General features: G+C 68.0%; 16 protein-coding genes and 3 tRNA genes. 5 read left to right on the forward strand and 14 right to left on the reverse strand.

Annotation, left to right across the window (positions count from 1 at the left end):
• Positions 1 to 97: 97 nt before the first annotated feature.
• The 6 genes from RCH12_RS03440 to RCH12_RS03465 all read right to left on the reverse strand — a co-directional run bounded on the left by RCH12_RS03440 (position 98) and on the right by RCH12_RS03465 (position 6,168).
• Positions 98 to 171, reverse strand: a tRNA-Met gene (locus tag RCH12_RS03440).
• Between the two features lie 31 nt (positions 172 to 202).
• Positions 203 to 274 (reverse strand) — tRNA-Thr (locus tag RCH12_RS03445).
• A 53-nt stretch (positions 275 to 327) separates the two neighbouring features.
• Positions 328 to 2,283: a glycoside hydrolase family 13 protein gene (locus tag RCH12_RS03450; RefSeq protein ID WP_327016048.1), complete on the reverse strand. Its 1,956-nt coding sequence runs from the start codon at positions 2,281 to 2,283 to the stop codon at positions 328 to 330.
• Positions 2,284 to 2,290: 7 nt separating this feature from the next.
• Entirely contained in the window at positions 2,291 to 3,208 is a 918-nt protein-coding gene (locus RCH12_RS03455; RefSeq protein WP_088454992.1) for a sugar ABC transporter permease, read from the reverse strand.
• A 1-nt stretch (position 3,209) separates the two neighbouring features.
• Positions 3,210 to 4,835, reverse strand: a complete 1,626-nt coding sequence (locus tag RCH12_RS03460) for an ABC transporter permease subunit (RefSeq protein WP_103429514.1) — start codon at positions 4,833 to 4,835, stop codon at positions 3,210 to 3,212.
• A gap of 100 nt (positions 4,836 to 4,935) precedes the next feature.
• On the reverse strand, positions 4,936 to 6,168 hold the full coding sequence (locus RCH12_RS03465) for a sugar ABC transporter substrate-binding protein (protein ID WP_103429513.1): 1,233 nt from the start codon (positions 6,166 to 6,168) through the stop codon (positions 4,936 to 4,938).
• Between the two features lie 173 nt (positions 6,169 to 6,341).
• Between RCH12_RS03465 and RCH12_RS03470 the strand changes: the two genes are divergently transcribed.
• Both RCH12_RS03470 and RCH12_RS03475 read left to right on the forward strand, forming a co-directional pair.
• Positions 6,342 to 8,012, forward strand: a complete 1,671-nt coding sequence (locus tag RCH12_RS03470) for a glycoside hydrolase family 13 protein (RefSeq protein WP_327016049.1) — start codon at positions 6,342 to 6,344, stop codon at positions 8,010 to 8,012.
• 130 nt (positions 8,013 to 8,142) lie between these two features.
• Positions 8,143 to 8,904, forward strand: coding sequence for a GTP pyrophosphokinase (locus RCH12_RS03475; RefSeq protein ID WP_327016050.1), 762 nt, complete (start codon positions 8,143 to 8,145; stop codon positions 8,902 to 8,904).
• Positions 8,905 to 9,035: 131 nt separating this feature from the next.
• Here RCH12_RS03475 and RCH12_RS03480 read toward each other — a convergent pair whose 3' ends face one another.
• The 3 genes from RCH12_RS03480 to RCH12_RS03490 all read right to left on the reverse strand — a co-directional run bounded on the left by RCH12_RS03480 (position 9,036) and on the right by RCH12_RS03490 (position 11,652).
• Positions 9,036 to 10,382: a M23 family metallopeptidase gene (locus RCH12_RS03480; RefSeq protein WP_327016051.1), complete on the reverse strand. Its 1,347-nt coding sequence runs from the start codon at positions 10,380 to 10,382 to the stop codon at positions 9,036 to 9,038.
• Between the two features lie 245 nt (positions 10,383 to 10,627).
• Entirely contained in the window at positions 10,628 to 11,461 is an 834-nt protein-coding gene (locus tag RCH12_RS03485; RefSeq protein ID WP_327016052.1) for an inositol monophosphatase family protein, read from the reverse strand.
• A 109-nt stretch (positions 11,462 to 11,570) separates the two neighbouring features.
• Positions 11,571 to 11,652 (reverse strand) — tRNA-Tyr (locus RCH12_RS03490).
• Positions 11,653 to 11,808: 156 nt separating this feature from the next.
• On the opposite strand from RCH12_RS03490, the gene RCH12_RS03495 reads away from it, so the two are divergent.
• Together RCH12_RS03495 and RCH12_RS03500 are read left to right on the forward strand one after the other, a co-directional pair.
• Positions 11,809 to 12,825, forward strand: a complete 1,017-nt coding sequence (locus tag RCH12_RS03495) for a LacI family DNA-binding transcriptional regulator (RefSeq protein WP_327016053.1) — start codon at positions 11,809 to 11,811, stop codon at positions 12,823 to 12,825.
• 49 nt (positions 12,826 to 12,874) lie between these two features.
• Positions 12,875 to 13,363, forward strand: coding sequence for a YajQ family cyclic di-GMP-binding protein (locus RCH12_RS03500; protein WP_103429523.1), 489 nt, complete (start codon positions 12,875 to 12,877; stop codon positions 13,361 to 13,363).
• A 46-nt stretch (positions 13,364 to 13,409) separates the two neighbouring features.
• On the opposite strand, the gene RCH12_RS03505 is transcribed toward RCH12_RS03500, so the two are convergent.
• From RCH12_RS03505 to RCH12_RS03520, 4 genes are all read right to left on the reverse strand, one after another.
• Positions 13,410 to 14,396, reverse strand: coding sequence for an alpha/beta hydrolase (locus RCH12_RS03505; RefSeq protein ID WP_103429508.1), 987 nt, complete (start codon positions 14,394 to 14,396; stop codon positions 13,410 to 13,412).
• 71 nt (positions 14,397 to 14,467) lie between these two features.
• Positions 14,468 to 15,865 carry an FAD-dependent oxidoreductase gene (locus RCH12_RS03510; RefSeq protein WP_103429507.1) on the reverse strand — a complete coding sequence of 466 codons (1,398 nt, stop codon included), beginning with the start codon at positions 15,863 to 15,865 and terminating at the stop codon, positions 14,468 to 14,470.
• A 10-nt stretch (positions 15,866 to 15,875) separates the two neighbouring features.
• Entirely contained in the window at positions 15,876 to 16,946 is a 1,071-nt protein-coding gene (locus RCH12_RS03515) for a polyprenyl synthetase family protein (RefSeq protein ID WP_103429506.1), read from the reverse strand.
• Positions 16,947 to 16,977: 31 nt separating this feature from the next.
• Positions 16,978 to 17,703, reverse strand: a complete 726-nt coding sequence (locus tag RCH12_RS03520; RefSeq protein ID WP_241980050.1) for a class I SAM-dependent methyltransferase — start codon at positions 17,701 to 17,703, stop codon at positions 16,978 to 16,980.
• A 63-nt stretch (positions 17,704 to 17,766) separates the two neighbouring features.
• Between RCH12_RS03520 and RCH12_RS03525 the strand changes: the two genes are divergently transcribed.
• Positions 17,767 to 18,999 (forward strand): isochorismate synthase, encoded by a 1,233-nt coding sequence (locus RCH12_RS03525; RefSeq protein ID WP_327016054.1) that lies wholly within the window; start codon positions 17,767 to 17,769, stop codon positions 18,997 to 18,999.
• Between the two features lie 143 nt (positions 19,000 to 19,142).
• Here the strand turns inward: RCH12_RS03525 and RCH12_RS03530 are convergent, their stop codons facing one another.
• Positions 19,143 to 19,451 carry a hypothetical protein gene (locus RCH12_RS03530; protein ID WP_327016055.1) on the reverse strand — a complete coding sequence of 103 codons (309 nt, stop codon included), beginning with the start codon at positions 19,449 to 19,451 and terminating at the stop codon, positions 19,143 to 19,145.
• Positions 19,452 to 19,560: the final 109 nt, after the last annotated feature.

Below are 19,560 nucleotides of genomic sequence, written 5' to 3' on the forward strand. Positions count from 1 at the left end.
CGGGTTCCGTGCCTGGCTCCGTGGCTGCTGCGAGAATGCGCGAAAAGAAGAAAGGCCCCGTGACCGGACAAATTCCTGGTCAAAGGGCCTTTATGTGTAGCGGGAGCGGGAATTGAACCCGCGACACCACGATTATGAGCCGTGTGCTCTAACCAACTGAGCTACCCCGCCTTAGACCTTCAGAGCCTAGCTCTCAAGCCTGAGCCCCCTGTGGGAATCGGACCCACTACCTCTTCCTTACCAAGGAAGTGCTCTACCAATGAGCTAAGGGGGCAAAACCTCAAACATCTGAAGCTGAACCGTGCTTTTGGCAACCGGTAAACATTATCACCTCGCGAGACCCCTCGGTGACACAGCGGGGCCATCCGGTGCAATTGTGACGCCGGGCAGCACCCAGGCCGTGAAGGATGCGCCCGTGGCGACCAGTCGGACCCCGGTGTCGGAGACCGTGCAGACAGCCGTTCCGGCCTCGGGCGGCAGCTGGCCGACACGGCCGCCGACCGGCAGCACCCAGTCCGGCAGGGTCACCTCTGCTGCGGCCCGGGTGGCCAGCAGCAACACCGACTCGTGCCCGGTCTCCCGCACGTACACGAGCGCGTCGTCGCCCACGTGCAGCCAGCGCAGTCCGCCGGTGCTGAGGGCCTCGTGGGCACGGCGCAGGCCGATCAGGGACGCGTACAGATCGATGGTCGAGGCTACGGGCGGCTCGGCCGCACTGGACCACGGCATCGGGGTGCGGGAGTGTTCGCCGTCGACGCCGGTCAGACCGAATTCGTCGCCGGCGAAGACCACCGGGATGCCCGGCAGGGTCACCGAGAGGCCCAGGGCCACCGGCACTGCCTCGGCGGCGGCGTGGGTGCGGAACCTGGCCGTGTCGTGGGTGTCGAGGGCGTTCATGGTGGCCAGCCGGGTGCGCCACGGGAACCCGGCGGCGAAGCGGGTGTGCGCCCGGTGGAACTGCTCGCCGGTGTGGGCCGGGATGCTGCCCAGCGGCAGCCCGAAGAACGACGGCACCTGGTCGGGCCGACACAGCCACGACCACAGCGGCCGGGTGAAGTTGGCGTAGGTCATGGCGCCGTGCCAGGCGTCGCCCTGGAAGTCGCCGGAGGCGTCGTTGGTGAATTCGCCCAGCAGGATCGTGTCGGGGTTCACCTCGATCATCGTGCGGCGGATGGCCTGGCGTACCTCGGCGTTGAGGTCTTCGTCGCCGAGTCGGCCGGTCATGTTCGCCACGTCGATGCGCCAGCCGTCCAGATGGAATGGCGGCTTGAGCCATTTGGCCACCACCGAGTCGGGCCCGTCGATGAACCGACGGCGGAGCTCGGTGGAGGCCCAGTTGAACTTGGGCAGCTCTGGCACCCCCAGCCAGGACTGGTAGTCGCGCTGCTCGGGGTCGAGCCAGTAGTAGAAGGCGCTCTCCGGGGCCGCCGGGGTGTGGTGCGCGGCCTGGAACCACTCGTGGCCGTGGCCCGAGTGGTTGGCGGTGAGGTCGCCGATCACCCGCAACCCGCGGGCGTGCGCGGCCTCGACGAGCCGGATCAGGGCCGCGTCGCCGCCGAGCAGCGGGTCTACCTCGGTGAAGCTGGCCGCGTCGTAGCGGTGGTTGGAGCGGCCGGGGAACACCGGGGTGAGGTAGATCAGGGTCACGCCGAGGCGTTCGAGGTGGTCGAGGTGGTCGGTGATGCCGTCGAGGTCGCCGCCGTAGAACTGCTGCGAGCGGCCCGGCGGGAGCTGGTCGACGGCGTCGTCCCACTCGGCGGGGATGGCCCAGTCCGGTGTGTCGCGGACGGCGGCGGCGCTGGAGCGGGCGAACCTGTCGGGGAAGACCTGGTACATGACGCTGGTCGCCGCCCACGCAGGCGGGGCCGGGTGGGCGACGAGCTTGAAGTCTTCGGAGTCGAGGGTCTCGATGTCGTGCAGACCGCTCGCGTTCAGCCACCAGTGGCCGCCGTCGGCCATGCCGATCAGGAACCTGTAGCCGTGCACAGGGTTCTCCACCCGCAGCTCGGCGGCCCACCAGACGTAGCCGTGGTCCGGCGCACCGGCGCCCCCGAGTCGCCGGGCGTCCTCGAAGCGCGGTTCCCGGTCGGGGTTGGCCCGGGTGCGCACCGTCGCCACGTCCCCGAAGGCGGTCGGGATGCGCAGCCGCACGGTGACGGTGTCGCCGAGGGCCGGCGCCTGGGTCGAGACGTAGAGCGGCGAGCCGTCATGGTGCGGAAGGGCGAGGAGCGGCTTGGGTTGATGCGGAAGCAGGTGGTGCGGGAGCGGCTGGTGCGGGAGCATCCGGCGGTTACTTGACCGATCCGGCCGTCAGGCCGCCGACGATGTACTTCTGCAACCAGAGGAACAGCGCCATCACGGGCAGGGCCGCGAGCACCGCACCGGCCGCGAAGACCGAGTAGTTGCTCGAGAACTCCTGCGAGACGAACTGGTAGAGGCCCACCGCGAGGGTCTGCTTCTCGGGCGTGATCAGCACGATGCTGGCGATCACGAACTCGTTGGTGGTGCCCACGAACGACAGCAGTCCGACCACGGCGAGGATGGGCGCGACCAGGCGCAGGATGATCGTGAAGAAGATCCGGGCATGGCCGGCGCCGTCCAGCTTGGCGGCCTCGTCGATGGAGGCCGGGATCGTGTTGAAGAACCCGTACATCAGGTAGGTGTTCACGCCGAGGGCGCCGCCGAGGTACACCATGATCAGGCCGATCTGGGTGTCCAGGCCGATGGCCGGGAAAATGTCGGAGATGCCGTTGAGCAGCAGGAAGATCGCCACCACGGCGAGCAGCTGCGGGAACATCTGCACGAGCACCAGCATCAGCAGGCCCGCCCGGCGGCCGGTGAAACGCATCCGCGAGAACGAGTATGCGGCCAGCGCGCCGAGGAACACGGTGCCGGCGGACGTGATGCCGCCGATCAGCAGGGTGTTGCCGTACCAGGCCGCGTACGGCTGCTGCGGCAGGTTGAACAGGGTGACGTAACTGCCCAGGTCGACCTCGCTGAACAGGCCGTTGGCGGTGATCAGGGTGCCGCCGGGGTGCAACGACGCGGAGAGCACGTAGAGCAGCGGGAAGGCGGAGAAGACCACCATGACAGCGCCGACCAGGTGGCGCCAGCCGGTGGCGCGGAACCACCGGCCGAAGTTGAAGGGCTGCTTGACGGGAATGTATTCCTGGTTGTCCGGGGCTGCGATGTTCGGGGCGATGGTCATCTCAGTTCAACTCCTCTAGCGCCTTGGTCTGTTTGAAGCTGATGATCGACACGAGGGCGACGAGCACGAAGATCAGGATCGAGAAAGCGCTCGCGAGTCCGTAGTCCCGGTTGGCGCCGACGAAGGCAACCTTGTAGACCATCGAGATGAGGATGTCGGTGGCTCCGACGTTCACCCCCGCTGTCACGTCTCGCGGCCCACCGTTGGTGAGCATGTAGATGAGGTTGAAGTTGTTGAAGTTGAACGCGAACGAGGCGATCAACAACGGGGAGACCGAGACGAGCAGCAGCGGCAGCTTGATCAGCCTGAACACCTGCCAGGGCTTGGCGCCGTCGACGGTGGCCGCTTCCTGCAGTTCGTCGGGAATGGATTGCAGTGCTCCGGTGCAGACCAGGAACATGTAGGGGAAGCCCAGCCAGAGGTTCACGAAGATGATGCTGAACTTCGCCAGCCACTCGTTGGTGAGCCAGGGAATCTCCGCCCCGCCGAACAGGACCTGGTTGATGAAGCCGAACTGCGGGTTGAGCATGCCGGCCCAGACCAGTGCCGAGAGGAAGGCGGGGAAGGCGTAGGGCAGGATCATGACGACGCGGTAGACGTTGCGGCCGCGCATCCGCAGGTCGTTGAACACGATCGCCAGGAACAGGCCCAGGGCGAAGGTGGTGGCCACCGACAGGAACGCGAAGGCGAAGGTCCACAGGGTCACGCTGATCAGCGGACCGCGGATGGAGTCGGTGCCGAAGGCCTTGGCGAAGTTGGCCAGGCCCACTTCCACCTTCCAGCCGGGCTGCAGGTCGGCGCCGTCCTCGGCGATGAACGAGCCCTGGGAGGGGTCTTCGGTGTAGACGACACCGGTGCTGGCGTCGGTCATGGTGCCGGCCGCCTCGTCGTAGACGAGGTCGGAGAGGTAGAGGTAGGCGGCGGAGCCGTCCGGGGTGCGCAGGCTGCCGTCGTTGGGGTCGTCGGAGACGGGGACCGCCAGGGCGGCGATGGCCTCCTGGTTGTTCACGATGTCGGAGAAGTTCAATGTGGTGTAGCCGGGCAGGGCGATGGCCTGGCCGGAGGCATCCGTCTCGGCATCCGAGACCCGCTCAAGCGGCGCCTCAGGGTTGCCGACGCTGATCTCGCCGTCGGGGTCGGTGACCAGGAAGCTGTAGGCGCCGGCCTGTTCGAGCACGGTGACGGCGTAGCTGGGCGAGTCCGGCACGCGTTCCTGCGAGGAGAGGATCAGCGAGTTGACCGCGTCTTCTTTGGTGCTGTTGTGGCCGGTTCCGTAGTTGGTGAAGGCGATGTAGCCGGAGTAGCCGATGACGAAGATCTGGAAGATGATCAGGAAGATCAAACCCGGCGTGAGGTATTTGGCCGGGAGGCCCTTGGCGCGGAAGTAGATTCCGTTGACGACGATGGTGACCAGCAGCACGAGGCTGAAGACCAGCCAGTCCTGCTTGATGAAGAGCACGAAGAGCGCGTAGACGCTGATCGCGTCGACGATGCCGAGCAGCAGCACCTTGACCAGCAGCACCTTGATGCCCGCGGATGCGGCTTCGGCGATGCGGCCCGCCTGCCGGGATTTCTTGGCGGCGACGATCTGGGCCCGATCGCGCTCGGTTCCGGGGGTAGTCATCATTGTCTGCTCTCTAGCCGCCAAGCGGTGATCGTGCGGGTGCTGCGTGCGGATGGTGCGGTGCGCCCGACCCGGTGGGGCCGGGCGCACTCGGTAATGCTGGTTATTCGATGGCGGCCGCGATGTCCGCGGTCATCTTCTGCCACAGCTGGACCGGGTCACCCTGGTTGCTGATGATCGCAGCCTCGGTGACGCCCCAGAACTGCCAGACCTTGCCCATCTGCGGGATGTTGGGCATCGGCACGGCGGTGGCGCCGACGGCGCCGAATCCGGCGGTGATCGGGTCGGAACTGGCGGCCTCGAACGCGGCGGTCAGTGCCGGCGGACGTCCACCGACCTCGTAGAGCGCGGTCTGCACGTCTTCGCTGCCGATGTAGTTCACCAGGAACTCGTTCGCCGCGATGGCGTTCTTGGTCTTGGCGCTCACCATGAAGCCCGCCACGCCCACGAAGGGCTGGGCAGCCTGGCCGCCGGCCGACGGCACGGCGTCAACGGACACGTCGATGCCGGCAGCCTGGGCGTCCGGCACGTTCCACGGTCCGGTCAGCAGGAACGGCGAGGCACCGGCGTAGAACTTCTCCTTGGCGATGTCGCCGGTGAGGTTCACGCTCATGCGGCCTGCCGCACCCTCGGCGGCGAGCCAGGTGGCGAAGGCCTCTCCGCCGGCGTTGCCGACGGTGAGGTCCTCGGGGTTGTAGCTGCCGTCGGCGTTGGTGCCGAACACCGGGGCCCCGAAGGAGGTCTGGAACGGGTACAGGTGGTACGGGTCGGCCTCGGGGCCGACCTGCACCAGGTAGGGGAATTCGGTTCCCGCGGCGACGCCGGCGGCGGTCATCTCGTCGAAGGTGGCCGGGGCGGTGGGGGCCAGCGCGGTGTTGCGCAGCAGGGCGATGTTCTCGATGGAGTACGGGACGCCGTAGGTCGTGCCCTCGTAGCTCATGGCGGTGACGGCGACCTGCTGGTAGTCGGCCGCGGTGTCGCCGAGCTCGACGGGCTGCACCACGCCGTTGCTGACGAAGTTACCGAGCCAGTCGTGCGCGGCGACGGTGATGTCCGGGCCCTTGCCGGTGGGGACCTGGGCGATGAACTCTTCCTGGATCTTCGCGAAGTCCTTCTGCACCAGCTTGACCTCGACGCCGGACTCCTTGGTGAAGGCCGCGGCGGCGTCCTTCAGCACGGCGGCGCGGTCGGCGTCCACCCACACTGTCAGGGCGCTGGAGTCGGCCTCCGACGAGGCGTCGCCCGAGTTCGAACCGGCCGAGCAGCCGGCCAGGGCCAGGGACGCTGCGACGGCAATTGCGCCGGCGGCCAGCAGGCCATTCTTCTTCACCATCATTGGTGTGCCTTTCATAATCAACATTGACATTTTGTGCAAGCGGTTACATGTATACCTGCCATTTCCTCGATTGGCAACCCAGTATGCGGTTATCGACAGTTCTGATGCCAGATCCGCCAGCGTCATTTGTGGAAGCGCTTGCACGCATCACAAAATGCCGTAGTCTGTCCGTCATGACAGGCACAGAGTGGTGGCGTAACGCCGTTATCTATCAGATCTACCCACGGTCGTTCGCTGACGCGAACGGCGACGGCATGGGCGACCTCGCCGGCATCCGCTCCAGGCTGCCGCAGCTCGCCGAATTGGGGGTGGACGCCATCTGGCTGTCACCCTTCTACACGTCGCCGCAGCGCGACGCCGGCTATGACGTCTCCGACTACTGCGATGTCGATCCCCTGTTCGGCTCGCTGTCCGACTACGACAAGATGCAGGCCGCCGCGCACGACCTGGGCATCCGGGTGATCGTCGACATCGTGCCGAATCACTCCTCGAGCGACCACCCGTGGTTCCAGGCCGCACTGGCCGCCGGCCCCGGCAGCGAAGAGCGCGGCCACTACATCTTCCGCGACGGCCTGGGCGAGAACGGTGAGCTTCCGCCGAACAACTGGGAGTCCGTGTTCGGCGGCAACGCCTGGACCCGCACGACCGACCCGGACGGCACCCCCGGCCAGTGGTACCTGCACCTCTTCGACACCACCCAGCCCGACTTCGACTGGGACAACGAGTGGGTGCGCGCCGAGTTCCGGGATGTGCTTCGCTTCTGGCTGGACCGCGGCGTCGACGGATTCAGGGTGGATGTCGCCCACGGCATGATCAAGGCCAAGGGCCTGCCCGACTACACCCCGCCCGTCGACGGCGGCAGCATGGGCGGCGCGACCACCGCGCTCGAGCCCGGCGTTGTGGCGGAGCCCGTCGCCGGAGCCCCGTATTGGGCCCAGGACGGCGTGCACGACATCTACCGCGACTGGCGCATCGTGCTCGACGAGTATGACGGTGACCGGATCCTGGCCGCCGAGGCCTGGGTCGACCCGCTCGAGCGAGTGGCGCAGTGGGTGCGTCCGGATGAGATGCACCAGGCGTTCAACTTCGCCTACCTGGAGACCCCGTGGCAGGCTCCCGCGCTCCGCCGCGTGATCGACGATTCGCTCGCCGCGTTCAGCTCCGTCGGGGCGCCGAGCACCTGGGTGCTCTCCAACCACGATGTCGTGCGGCACGCGTCCAGGCTCGCGCTCACCGCCGACAACCTGCAGGGTCACGGCATCGGCCCGAATACCGTCGGCCTGCCGGACACCGAGGTCGGACTGCGTCGCGCCCGCGCCGCATCCGCCCTGATGCTCGCGCTGCCGGGGTCGAGCTATATCTACCAGGGCGAAGAACTCGGCCTGCCCGAGGTCATCCACCTGCCCGACTCGTCGCGGGAGGACCCCACCTGGTTCCGCACCAACGGTGAGCGTTACGGCCGTGACGGCTGCCGGGTGCCCATCCCGTGGGAAGGCGCCGCGCCGTCGTACGGCTTCGGGCCGAGCGCGCAGAGCTGGCTGCCCCAGCCGGCCGAGTGGGCCACCCTGGCCCGCGACGCGCAGGCCGGTGTGGAGGGCTCGACCCTCGAGCTCTACACCGACGCCCTCGCCCTGCGTCGCGCGAACGAGCTCGGCTTCGGTTCGGTGGAATGGCTGCCCTCGCCCAGCGACGACGTGCTCGTATTCCGCAACCGGAATGTCGTGGTGGTCGCCAACACCGGCGACCAGCCCGTCGAGCTGCCCGCCGGCGATGTGCTGCTTTCCAGCGCCACCCTCACCGGGCGCACGCTGCCGGGTGACACCACGGCCTGGCTCCAGGGCTGACCACCTCGCCTTACCGAGTAGTCGCCACTCCCCCGCTCGCAGCTCGCTCCCAGCGAGTACCGATGCGGGGGATGGCAGACTCGAGGTGGCCACCGGCGTTCGCTGGGCCGCCGTTGATTGGGGAGCGCTCGTGACTGACCAGGTTGTCGAATGGCCCAGCGACCTCCGGGAAATCCGGACCGAGCTCACCCGGTTCATGATGTCGTGCAAGTTCGCGACCGACGAGATGATGACCAAGGTCAACATCCTCAAGGAAGAATTCAGCGCGATCCACGACTACAGCCCGATCGAGCACGTCAGCCACCGGCTCAAGTCTCCGGAGGGCATCCTCAAGAAGGCCAACCGCAAGGGTTACCCGCTGGACCTCGAGGGGATCCGCGAGAACATCCAGGACATCGCGGGCATCCGGATCACCTGCAGCTTCATCTCGGACACCTACAGGGTGCTCGAGATGCTCACCGGCCAGCGGGACATCACCGTGTTGCAGGTCAAGGACTACATCAAGAACCCCAAGCCCAACGGCTACAAGAGCCTGCACCTGATCGCGGCGATCCCGGTGTTCATGTCCGACCGGGTGCAGCCCGTCACCGTCGAGGTGCAGATCCGCACCGTGGCCATGGATTTCTGGGCGAGCCTCGAGCACAAGATCTTCTACAAGTACGACGGCGCGGTGCCGACCGCGCTGGTGGGTGAGCTCAAGCAGGCCGCCGACGTCGCCAACCGGCTCGACATCGATATGGAGCGCCTGCACGACCAGGTCGTGTCGTTGGGCGAAGCGTCCGAGCCGGTGACGCCGCGAGAGGCACGGCCGGCCCAGCACGGGGCGGACGGCGTCGCACCGTTCCCGCTGCCCCGGTCGCTGCTCGAGGCGTTTCTCGCCAAAGAAGCCTGACCCGGACCTCGCGAAAGCGGGCGTCAGATCGCCTCGACGTCCGCGAAGCAGCCACCTGACCGCTCTCGCGGGACGCTGAGGGCGCAGAGACCGGCGTTGATCGAGCCTGTCGAGATCAGGCGAAGCGAGCGCTAGTTGGTGTTGGCGTAGAGCCAGGCGAGCGGGTCGGTCTTGGTGCCGTTGATGCCGCCGAGGCGGATCTCGAAGTGCAGGTGCGGGCCCGTCGACATGCCGGTGGAGCCGACCTTGCCGAGGACCTGGCCGACCTTGACGACGTCACCGGTCTTCAGCAGCATCGAGCCGTGGATCATGTGCGCGTAGACGCTGGAGACCAGCTTGCCGTCAATCATGTGATCGATGATCATGTGCACGCCGAGGCTGCCCTCGCCGTCCTCGGTGAAGCTGACCACGCCGTCGGCGATTGCCTGGGTGGGGGCGCCGAGGCCGGGGTTGAAGTCCTGGCCGCCGTGGTTGACCGAGCAGCCTGCGCAGTTGCGGTAGCCGAACTGGTCGCCCACGTGCACGCCGACCGCGAACGGCCACTGGATGGTTCCGTTCGGGTTGTTGCTGAAGGTGTCTTCCATGCGGATGCCGCTCGCCGCCGCGACTTCGGCGATGGACTGCGACTGGTAGCTGTCCTGCTCGACGGTGATGGTGTCTGTGCCGTTGGCCAGGTTGATGATCTGGGCGGGGTCGGCGCCGCTCGTGGGCTTCTTGGCTTCGAGGGCCGCGGCCTGCACGTCGCTGGAGGACAGCAGTGCGTCGGCGGGGATCGAGGTGGCGACGGCCATCAGGGCGACGAAGGTCATTGCGATGATCGAACCACCCTTGGTGGCCAGCATCCGCATGCGGTGGTGTCCCGAGCGTGCCGATGCCACACCGGGCTTGGCGGAGGACGGCAGGGCGCGGGTGCGGGGCACGAAGGCGGGCAGCGGCCGCTCCGGCTCACTCGGCTCCGTGCGGGCCTGTGACGCCGTAGCAGGCTCATCGGCCGGCGCCTGGTCGTCGCTCGCCTGAACGGCGCGCAGCTGGGCACGCAGGGCCGCGCGCGACGGCAGGATGATCGTCGTGGTCGTGGTGTTCGGGGAAACGTCGCTCGGGATCTGCTCGTAGGCCGGCTCGGCAGGCAGCGCCAGGTCGCGTTCCTTGAGAACGACGGTCTCGAGGTGAGGTTCGGCCAGTCCGGCACCGACCAGGAGGTTCGCCGCGGGCGACAGCTCGGTGACCGGCTGGGGTTCCACGTCGGAGACGGCAACAAAGTCGGCGGTTTCGGTGGGTGCCGGCTCGGTTACCGGTGCCGGTTCGGCGGCGAGCTCCGCGCGACGCTCGAGCTCGCGCTGTTCGCGACGCGTGAGCGCGCGGTGCGGTTCGGCGGCCGCGGGGGCCGGCTCGGTCGAATCGGTGCTGCCGAGGTCGCTCTGTGAGAGGTCACTGGAGTCGGCTGCGGGGGCATCCGACAACGGGGTGTGACGTGACAAAGGACGGGTACTTTCGGCGCGTTGGACAGGGCTGGAGGCTCGCGTTTTGACGTGAGCCAAAGTAACGAATAGATAAAGGCTAGCTTGCGGAGCGCCGGATGGCCATTTGATGTCGGCAAATCACACCCGAACACGGGGTGCATCCCACCCTGTGGAGGATGCGCAATGAGGGCCAGGCGTGATAGCGGATCGGGCGTCTGCCCCGCCATCCAGCGGGTGCGGAGCCGTCAGCGGCACCCCGATACTCAAATGTCGTCGTCGGCCATAAATTGCTCGAAAAGATTCGCGAGCAGCGGCTCGGCGGTGGCGTACAGATCGGGCGCGGCCGCGATGAGAAGGCTGAGGCCTTCACGGTCCGCGCCGAACGCGCCCACCCGGGCACCGGCCTCCCTGGCGACGAGGGCCCCGGCGGCGTGATCCCAGGGGTGCAATCCACGCTCGTAGTACAGGTCCAGCCGGCCGGCGGCCACCGAGCACAGGTCCAGTGAGGCCGCGCCCATCCGCCGCACGTCACGGACCCGGCTGATCAGACCGTGCAGGACCTTCGCCTGGCGGGTTCGCCGGACCGAGTCGTAGGAGAATCCGGTACCGAACAGGGCCAACGACAACGGCACACCGCTCGTCACCTGCAGCGCGCGCCCGTTCAGGTGCGCACCGCCTCCGGAGCGGGCGGAGAACAGTTCGTCGATCGCCGGGTTGCGCACCGCGCCGGCCAGGGCGCTCCAGCTGGTCGGGTCGGCGTCGCCCTCGACCACGGCGATGCTCACGGCGTAACAGGGGATGCCGTAGAGGTAGTTGACGGTGCCGTCGATGGGGTCCACGATCCAGGTCAGTCCGGAGGTGCCCGCGGTGGCGGTGGACTCCTCGCCGTAGAAGCCGTCGTCGGGTCGCGCATCCGCGAGCAGGCCGCGGATGAGCGCCTCGGTCTCCCGGTCCGCGAGCGTGACCACGTCCTCCGGGGACGACTTCGACGCGGCGATCTGCACACCTTCCGCCCGCCGGCGACGGGCGAGCTCTCCGGCGACCATGGCGGTCTCCTGGGCGAGGGTGAGCAGTTCGGTCGTGGCGGATGGGGTCATCTGACCACGGTACGCCCGAGCGGTAACGGGCGGGTTAACGCACAAACGCGCCGGAGGCCCGGCGCGTTGTGGTGGTGCAGGTAGTGCTGGTCTTGCCCCATTCTTGCTGTGGCGAGTGCGAGATTCGAACTCACGAAGGCTACGCCGTCTGATTTACAGTCAGATCCCTTTGGCCGCTTGGGTAACTCGCCAGTGCATACCCGGCCATATGTAGCCACGTGACCGGAGACGCTCAGACAGAATACAAGCCGAAGGGCCCAAGTGCGAAATCAGGGTGGGCGGCCGGGCGTCAAACCGGTGGATATGATCACTTCACACCCCCTCTTGCACGCCGGTTAGGAACCCGAATGGTCGGAATCGACGAGGTCGCCCGTCGCGCGGGCGTCTCCACCGCCACGGTTTCGCGCGCCCTGAGCGGCAACGGCCACGTGTCGCCCACGACCAGGCTCAAGGTCAAGGCCGCGGCGCTGGAGCTGGGCTACGTGGTGTCGTCGAACGCGTCCAGCCTGGCGTCGGGTCGCATGAAGAACATCGGCGTGGTCGTGCCGTTCCTCAATCGGTGGTTCTTCTCCAGCGTCGTCGAGGGCGCCCAGAAGGAACTGCTGCACAACGGCTACGACCTCACCCTCTACAACCTCACCGGCGGCGGCGACGAGCGCCGCAGCGTCTTCGAGCACTTCCTGCTCCGCCAGCGGGTGGATGCCGTGATCGCGATCTCGCTGGAACTGACCGAGAGCGAGGTGGCCAGGCTGCACGCGCTCGGCAAGCCGCTCGTGGGCGTCGGCGGCCCGATCACGGGCGTGCGCACCCTCACCATCGACGACGCGGCCGTGGCCCGGCTCGCCACCGAGCACCTGCTCGCGCTCGGCCACACCCGGATCGCCCACATCGGCGGCACCAAGGACTTCGACCTCGACTTCCACCTGCCCACCAACCGGCGCTTCGGCTACGAGGCTGCCCTGGAAGCCGCCGGTATCGGCGTGGCCCCCGAGCTGTTCCAACCGGCCGACTTCACCATCCGTGGCGGCTACCAGGCGGCGAAGCAGCTGCTGGGCAGCCCGCACGACCGTCCGACGGCCATCTTCGCGGCGTCGGATGAGATGGCGATCGGCAGCATCCTGGCCGCTCGGGACCTGGGCCTGGTCGTGCCACGGGACGTTTCGGTGATCGGCATCGACGACCACGAACTGGCGGACTTCTTCGGTCTGAGCACCATCGCGCAGTTCCCGCAGGGCCAGGGCGCCAAGGCCGTGGAGATCCTGATGGACCAGCTGCACCCGGGCCAGCACGACCAGGCGGCATTGAACACCCCGATGCCGTTCGAACTGATCGTGCGCTCGAGTACGGCACGCCCCGGCGACTGATCAGAGCGCCGTCGGGCGGCATCCGGCCCTTCTCGGTAACATGGCTCTCATGGCAGATTCTACGTTCGACATCGTCAGCAAGGTCGACCCCATGGAGGTCGACAACGCGCTCAACCAGGCTCATAAAGAGGTGGCGCAGCGCTACGACTTCAAGAACGTCGGAGCATCCATCGAGATGAGCGGCGAGAAGGTGCTCATGAAGGCGAACACCGAGGAACGCGTCAAGGCGATCCTCGAGGTGTTCGAGTCGAAGCTGATCAAGCGCGGCATCTCGCTGCGCAGCCTCGACGCCGGTGAGCCGTACCCGTCGGGCAAGGAGTACCGCATCGAGGCCAGCATGAAGGCCGGCATCGACCAGGAGAACGCGAAGAAGATCAACAAGATCATCCGCGACGAGGGCCCCAAGGGCGTCAAGAGTCAGATTCAGGGCGACGAACTGCGCGTGAGCTCGAAGAGCCGCGACGACCTGCAGTCCACTATGGCCCTGCTCAAGGGCAAGGACCTCGACGTGGCCCTTCAGTTCGTCAACTTCCGCTAGAAAGCACCGTGCGAGACCTGGGGCTTTTCCCACGGTTCGCGGATGGTCAGGGCGCGTAGGCGCGGAGCCACCGGGTGAGGGCGGCGTAGGCCGCTTCGCGCGGTGCCTCGGCGGACAGGACGACGTCGTGCAGCGCTCCCTCGATGCGCGCCACCGTCACCGTCGTACCCAGCCGCACGGCGGCCCTGGCGATGTCGTTCACCACCAGGACGCTGTCGCTGTGCCGCATCTGCTCACTCCAGCGCGGCAAGATCGTGGACCGCGCCGACAGCAGCGTGAGGATGGGCACCTCGATGCCCAGTCCGGCCGCCACGGCGGCGTGCCCCTCGAGCACCGCGTTCAGCCAGGCCCGGGGCGGCGGGAAACCGCGCGGCGGGCGCCAGCGCGGTTCGTAGGACCACTCGCCGTCGAACTCGGCCGAGACGGAGCGACTGTAGAAGCCCAGGTCCACCTGGGGCAGGGTGCCCAGCGGCTGCACGCGGGCGCCCAGCTGCACCAGGGGCGTGATGAAGGCCCGGCCCACACCGCCGGCCTGAAACTCCAGCCACGGGCTGTTCAGCACGAGCGCATGGGCCCGGCCCGGGTGCCTGGAGGCCCACAGGCTCAGGGTGAGGCCGCCGGTGGAGTGCCCCATCAGCACCAGCCGCCGCCGCGAGGGCCGTTCGGCGTTTTCGCCGTGGCCCATCGCGGCAAGGGCGGCTTCGATGTCGGCGTCGTAGGTGGCCAGGTCGGCCACGAAGCCGGGTGTCTGATGCTCCCGCAGGCTGCGCCCGTACTTCCGCAGATCGAGGGCGTAGAACCGGGCGCCAAGACCGTGCCAGTGCTCGGCGAGGCCGGTCTGGAAGAAGTAGTCCGACCATCCGTGCAGGTAGAGCACATCGGTGCCCCGCGCCGGAGCCACCGGCGATACCAGGTCGGTCAGGGGCGGGCGGTGCCGCACCAGCGTGGCCACGACCTCCCCTTCGCCGTCGCTGCCCAGCGGCAGGGTGGCCGCCTGGTAGTCACTGCCCAGGATGTCGTCCTGCCAGGCCACAGCACGCGAGCCGTGAGCCGAGCCCCCGAATCGTTCGATTTTCGGTGCTTTGCTCACGGCTCGCGGCTTGACTACAGTTCGGCGGGGACTTGGGCTCGGGAGACCTCGACCATTTCGTGGCGCGGGACGACCTTGACGCGCACGCGGCCCTGCTCGGCGCCGAGCGCCAGCTCGTGCTGGTCGAGGCGGTGCCAGCCGTCGAGGTTGGTGTACGCCACGCCACGGGACTCGAGCAGCTCCACGATGCTCTGCTCCTCGGGCGCTTCTGGCCGCCACCAGTTGCCGACGTCGTTGATCAGGTGCCGCACGGTCTCCATCGCGTCGGACTTGGTGTGCCCGATCAGGCCCACCGGTCCGCGCTTGATCCAGCCGGTGGCGTAGACGCCGTACATCTGCTGGCTGCCGGTGCTGGACTCGAAGCCGGGCTCGCCCTTCCAGAGCACCTGTCCCTCGCGGTTGGGGATCACGCCGCGCTTCTTGTCGAACGGGATGCCGGGCAACGACGAGCCGTAGTAGCCGACCGCCCGGTAGATGGCCTGGATCGGCAGCTCGCGGATCTCGCCGGTGCCGTGCACACCGCCGTGGCCATCCGGTGCGGTGCGCTCGTACCGGAAGCCGCCGACGTGGCCGTTGCCGTCGTCGGTGACCTCCACCGGTCGGGCGAAGAAGTGCAGGTGCAGCCGACGCGATGCCTGGCCGGTCTCGCGCTTCCGCCACTGGTTGAGCACCTTGTCGATCACGAAGACCTGCTTGTTGCTGGCCACCGCCGCGCGGGCGGCGTCGTCGTACTCGAAGTCCTCGTCGTAGACGATGATGTCCACGTCGGGCAGCTCGCCGAGTTCGCGCAGCTCCAGCGGGGTGAACTTCACCGAGGTGGGGCCTCGGCGCCCGAACACGTGCACATCCGTCACCGGGGAGGCCTTGAGTCCGTCGTAGACGTTGGCCGGGATCTCGGTGGGCAGCAGGTCGTCGGCGTGCTTGGCGAGCATGCGGGAGACGTCGAGGGCGACGTTTCCGTTGCCGATCACCGCGACGGACGTGGCCGTCAGCGGCCAGGTGCGCGGCACGTCGGGGTGGCCGTCGAACCAGCTCACGAACCTCGCGGCGCCATAGGAGCCCTCGAGTTCGATGCCGGGGATGGGCAGGTTGGCGTCGTGCACGGCGCCGGTGGCGAAAATCACCGCGTTGTAGTGCTTCTTGAGGTCGTCGAGGGTGATGTCGGTGCCGTAGCGCACGTTCCCGAACAGGCGGATGTCGCCGCGGTCCAGTACGTCGCGGAGCGCGTTGATGATGCCCTTGATGCGGGGGTGGTCCGGCGCCACGCCGTACCGAACCAGCCCGTAGGGGGCCGGCAGGTGGTCGAACAGGTCGATGGAAACGTCGAAGTTTCGCTCGGCCTTCAAGAGGATGTCTGCGGCGTAGATGCCGGCGGGGCCCGCACCGACGATGGCCAATCGCAACTTGGTCATGGAAGCCTTTCTAGCTGGATCGCTCGACGATGGTCTCGGCGAAGCGGGTGAGCGCCTTCTTGACCGAGCCGTTCGGCAGGGGGGCAAGGGCGGCAACGGCATCACGGGCCCAACCGTGGGCCTCCGCGAGGGTCTGGGTGGTCACGTCGTGTTCGCGCAGAGCCGTGATGGCGGAGTCGGCGGCCTCGGTGGCCACGCCGGCGCTGCTCATCACATCGGCCTCGAGGCGGGCGGCCAGGTCGGCGGCGCGCACATCCGTTACCGCACGCTCACGCAGACGCAGCAGCGGCAGGGTGGCGACCCCGGCGCGCAAATCGGTGCCGGGCACCTTGCCGGTCGCCTCGGGCTGCGGCGACAGGTCGAGCACGTCGTCGATGAGCTGGAAGGCGACACCGATCCGCTCGCCGAACAGCACGACGGGCTCCTCGAATTTCTCGGGCGCGTTGGAGAAGATGATCCCGGCCTGGGCGGCGGCGGCGATCAGGGAGCCGGTCTTGTCGGCGAGCACCTGGATGTAGTGCTCGATCGGGTCCTCGCCGTCCTTGGGTCCGACGGTCTCGTGCAACTGGCCGAGCACCAGGCGTTCGAAGGTGTCGCCCTGCAGGCGCACGGCGCGTTCGCCGAGCCGGCCCATCAACTGGTTGGCACGGGAGAAGAGCAGGTCGCCGGCGAGGATGGCGATGGAGTTACCCCAGACCACCTGGGCGCTGGGCACGCCGCGGCGCTTCTCAGCGTCGTCCATGACGTCGTCGTGGTACAGCGAGGCGAGGTGGGTGATCTCGATGGCGGCGGCCGCGCGGACCACGTCGGGGATGGTGCCGTCGCCGAGGTGGGAGGTGAGCAGCGCGAGCATCGGGCGCACGCGTTTGCCGCCGGCATCGAGCAGGTACCGACTGGTCACGGCGGCGATCTCGTCGGCGAAGACGAGTTCGCCCAGCAGGGTCGTCTTCACCTCTTCGAGGCCCTTGTCGATGCTGGCAGCCAGGCCGCGGTCGGCGGGGGTGGAGAAGATTCGATCGCTCAGGCCCAGCTGCGACGTTACCGACGGGCTCCGGCGGGCCACGGGGGCGGTCAATTTCACTCTGTCAGCCTAACGATCGGATCTGGGAGTTTCAGGAGGTTGAAGCGGGGGCGTGCTCGGTCTTGATTCCGCGGTGCAGAGCCACGATACCGAGACTGAGGTTGCGGTACGCCACGGCATCGTATCCGGCGTCGCGCAGCCAGGCGCTGAGGGTGGGCTGGTTCGGCCACGCCGCGATGGATTCGCCCAGGTAGTCGTAGGCCTCGGCGTTGGAGGACGCCAGCTTCACGATGCGCGGCATCACGTGATTGAGGTAGGCGAAGTAGCCCACCCGGATGGGCGCGACGGGAGGGGTGGAGAACTCGCAGATGACCACGCGGCCGCCGGGCTTGGTGACCCTGTAGAACTCCGCGAGGGCCTTCTTGGGCTCCACCACGTTGCGCAGGCCGAACGAGATGGTGACGGCGTCGAACTCGCCGTCCTTGAACGGCAGCTGGGTGGCATCAGCCTGCACGAACTCAACGTTGGGGTTGTCTGCGTGCCGTTCGCGGCCCACCTTGATCATGCCCGCGGAGAAGTCGGCGGCGACCACGTGCGCGCCGGTGTGCGCGAGGGCCACGCTGGAGGTGCCGGTGCCGGCGGCGATGTCGAGGATCCGTTCGCCGCGGCGCGGGTTGACGGCCCTGGTGGTGGCGACACGCCACAGCGAGGCGTTGCCCACCGAGAGCAACGCGTTGGTGCGGTCGTAGTGGGTCGAGACCAAATCGAACATGGCGGCGACCTGCGCGGGCTGCTTATTTAGATCTGCTCTACTCACCGGTCCAGTCTAGATTGCGACGCGCGGCCCGGGTATCCGCGGGCGCGGGCTTAGGGTAGACAAGTGAATGCGCCAGCTCTAACGGTTGAGACCTCCCCGATTGCCGACATTCGCCAGCTGATCCTGCTGCTCGACGAGCGCCAGCCGCTGCTCTGGATGCGCCGCAACCAGGGCCTCGCCGGCATCGGCACTGCCCTGCGGCTCGAGTTCTCCGGGCCCACCCGCATGACGGATGCCGCCGCCGCCTGGCGCGATGTCGTCGCGGCCGCCACGGTGACCGACCCGCTGGCGCGCACGGGCACCGGCCTGCTGGCCTTCGGCACCTTCGCCTTCGACGACTCCTCCAGCCAGACCAGCGTGCTCATCGTCCCCGAGCTGATCGTGGGCCGCGAGGACGGTCAGTGCTGGGTCACCCGGATCTGGCCCACCGGCCAGGCCGCCCCCGAGACTCCGCTGGCGCTGCACCCGCTCGGTGACGAGTACCGCATCTCCCTGCTGCCCGGCGCCCTGAAGCCGGCCGACTACCGGGCGGCCGTCGCCGCCGCGGTGGACCACATCGGCGCCCAGGAGCTGAGCAAGGTGGTGCTCGCCCGCGACCTCGTCGGCCGGCTGCCCGCCGAGTCCGACCTGCGTCTGCTGCTGACCGAACTGGCCCTGGGCTACCCGGACTGCTGGACCTACGCCGTCGACGGACTCGTCGGTTCCAGCCCGGAGACGTTGATCCGGGCCGATCACAACGAGGTCAACGCCCGCGTACTGGCCGGCACCATTTCCCGCGGGGCGGATGCCGCCGCCGACCTCGAGGCCGCCCTCGCGCTGGCCACCTCGAGCAAGGACGGCGACGAACACGAGTTCGCCGTGCAGAGTGTGCTCGCCGCGCTGCGTCCGCACACCTCGGTGCTGACCACGAGTGAGATCCCGTTCACGGTGAAGCTGCCCAACCTGTGGCACCTGGCCACCGACGTCGAGGGCACCCTGAGCGACGGGTCCACCTCCCTGGACCTGATCGCGGCGATGCACCCGACCGCGGCGGTCGCCGGCACCCCCACGCTGGACGCTCTCGCGCTCATCCGCGAGTTGGAGCCGTTCGACCGCGGACGCTACGCCGGTCCGGTGGGCTGGGTCGGCGCGGACGGCGACGGCGAATGGGCCATCGCGCTGCGCTGCGCACAGGTCTCCCCCACCGGCGACATCACGGCGTACGCCGGCTGCGGCATCGTCCTGGACTCGGACCCCGACCGCGAGCTGGCCGAAACCAAGATGAAGTTCCGCCCCGTTGTCGAGGCCTTCGGCTGACCGCCACTCGGGGCTCTCCGGGCCGGTCGTAGCCCGCAACTGTTCCCGCTCCGGACAAAATGGTCCCGGCACACCGCGCGCACTTGTCCGCTTCGGGCACAGTTAGCGGATGTTCCGCGCGCCCGAGCCGGTGCCGACCGGGCCTAGGCGGGCAGGTTGTTGGCCTGGGTCACAATGAGGACGACCACGATCACGTCGACCACGATGTTGGTCAACACCGCCAGGATCGAGAGGATCAGAGCGGTCAGGCCGAGCTCCGGACGGTTCGAGCGCCGCCTGGTCAGGAGGCCGAGGATCACGCCGACGCTGCCGACGATCAGGCCGAGCACGGGCATCCAGCCGCAGAGGAATGCGACAACGCCGACGATCATGGCGGACAGGGCGAGCGTGTCTGCCTTGACCCTGGCCGGCGGAGAGGCGGCGGGTGCGGGTGGTGCGGTCCTACCGGGCATGGGGCACTCCTTGGCCGTTCCCGCGCGTCTGGCACGGAATGAGTGCAACGGTACCAAACCCGCCACCGCCCCGCACCGCCTGTCGCGCAGAGAGCAGCCGGGCGCGGGT

Origin of the sequence: Cryobacterium sp. MP_3.1 (assembly GCF_035984795.1) — a bacterium.
GTDB lineage: Bacteria > Actinomycetota > Actinomycetes > Actinomycetales > Microbacteriaceae > Cryobacterium > Cryobacterium zongtaii.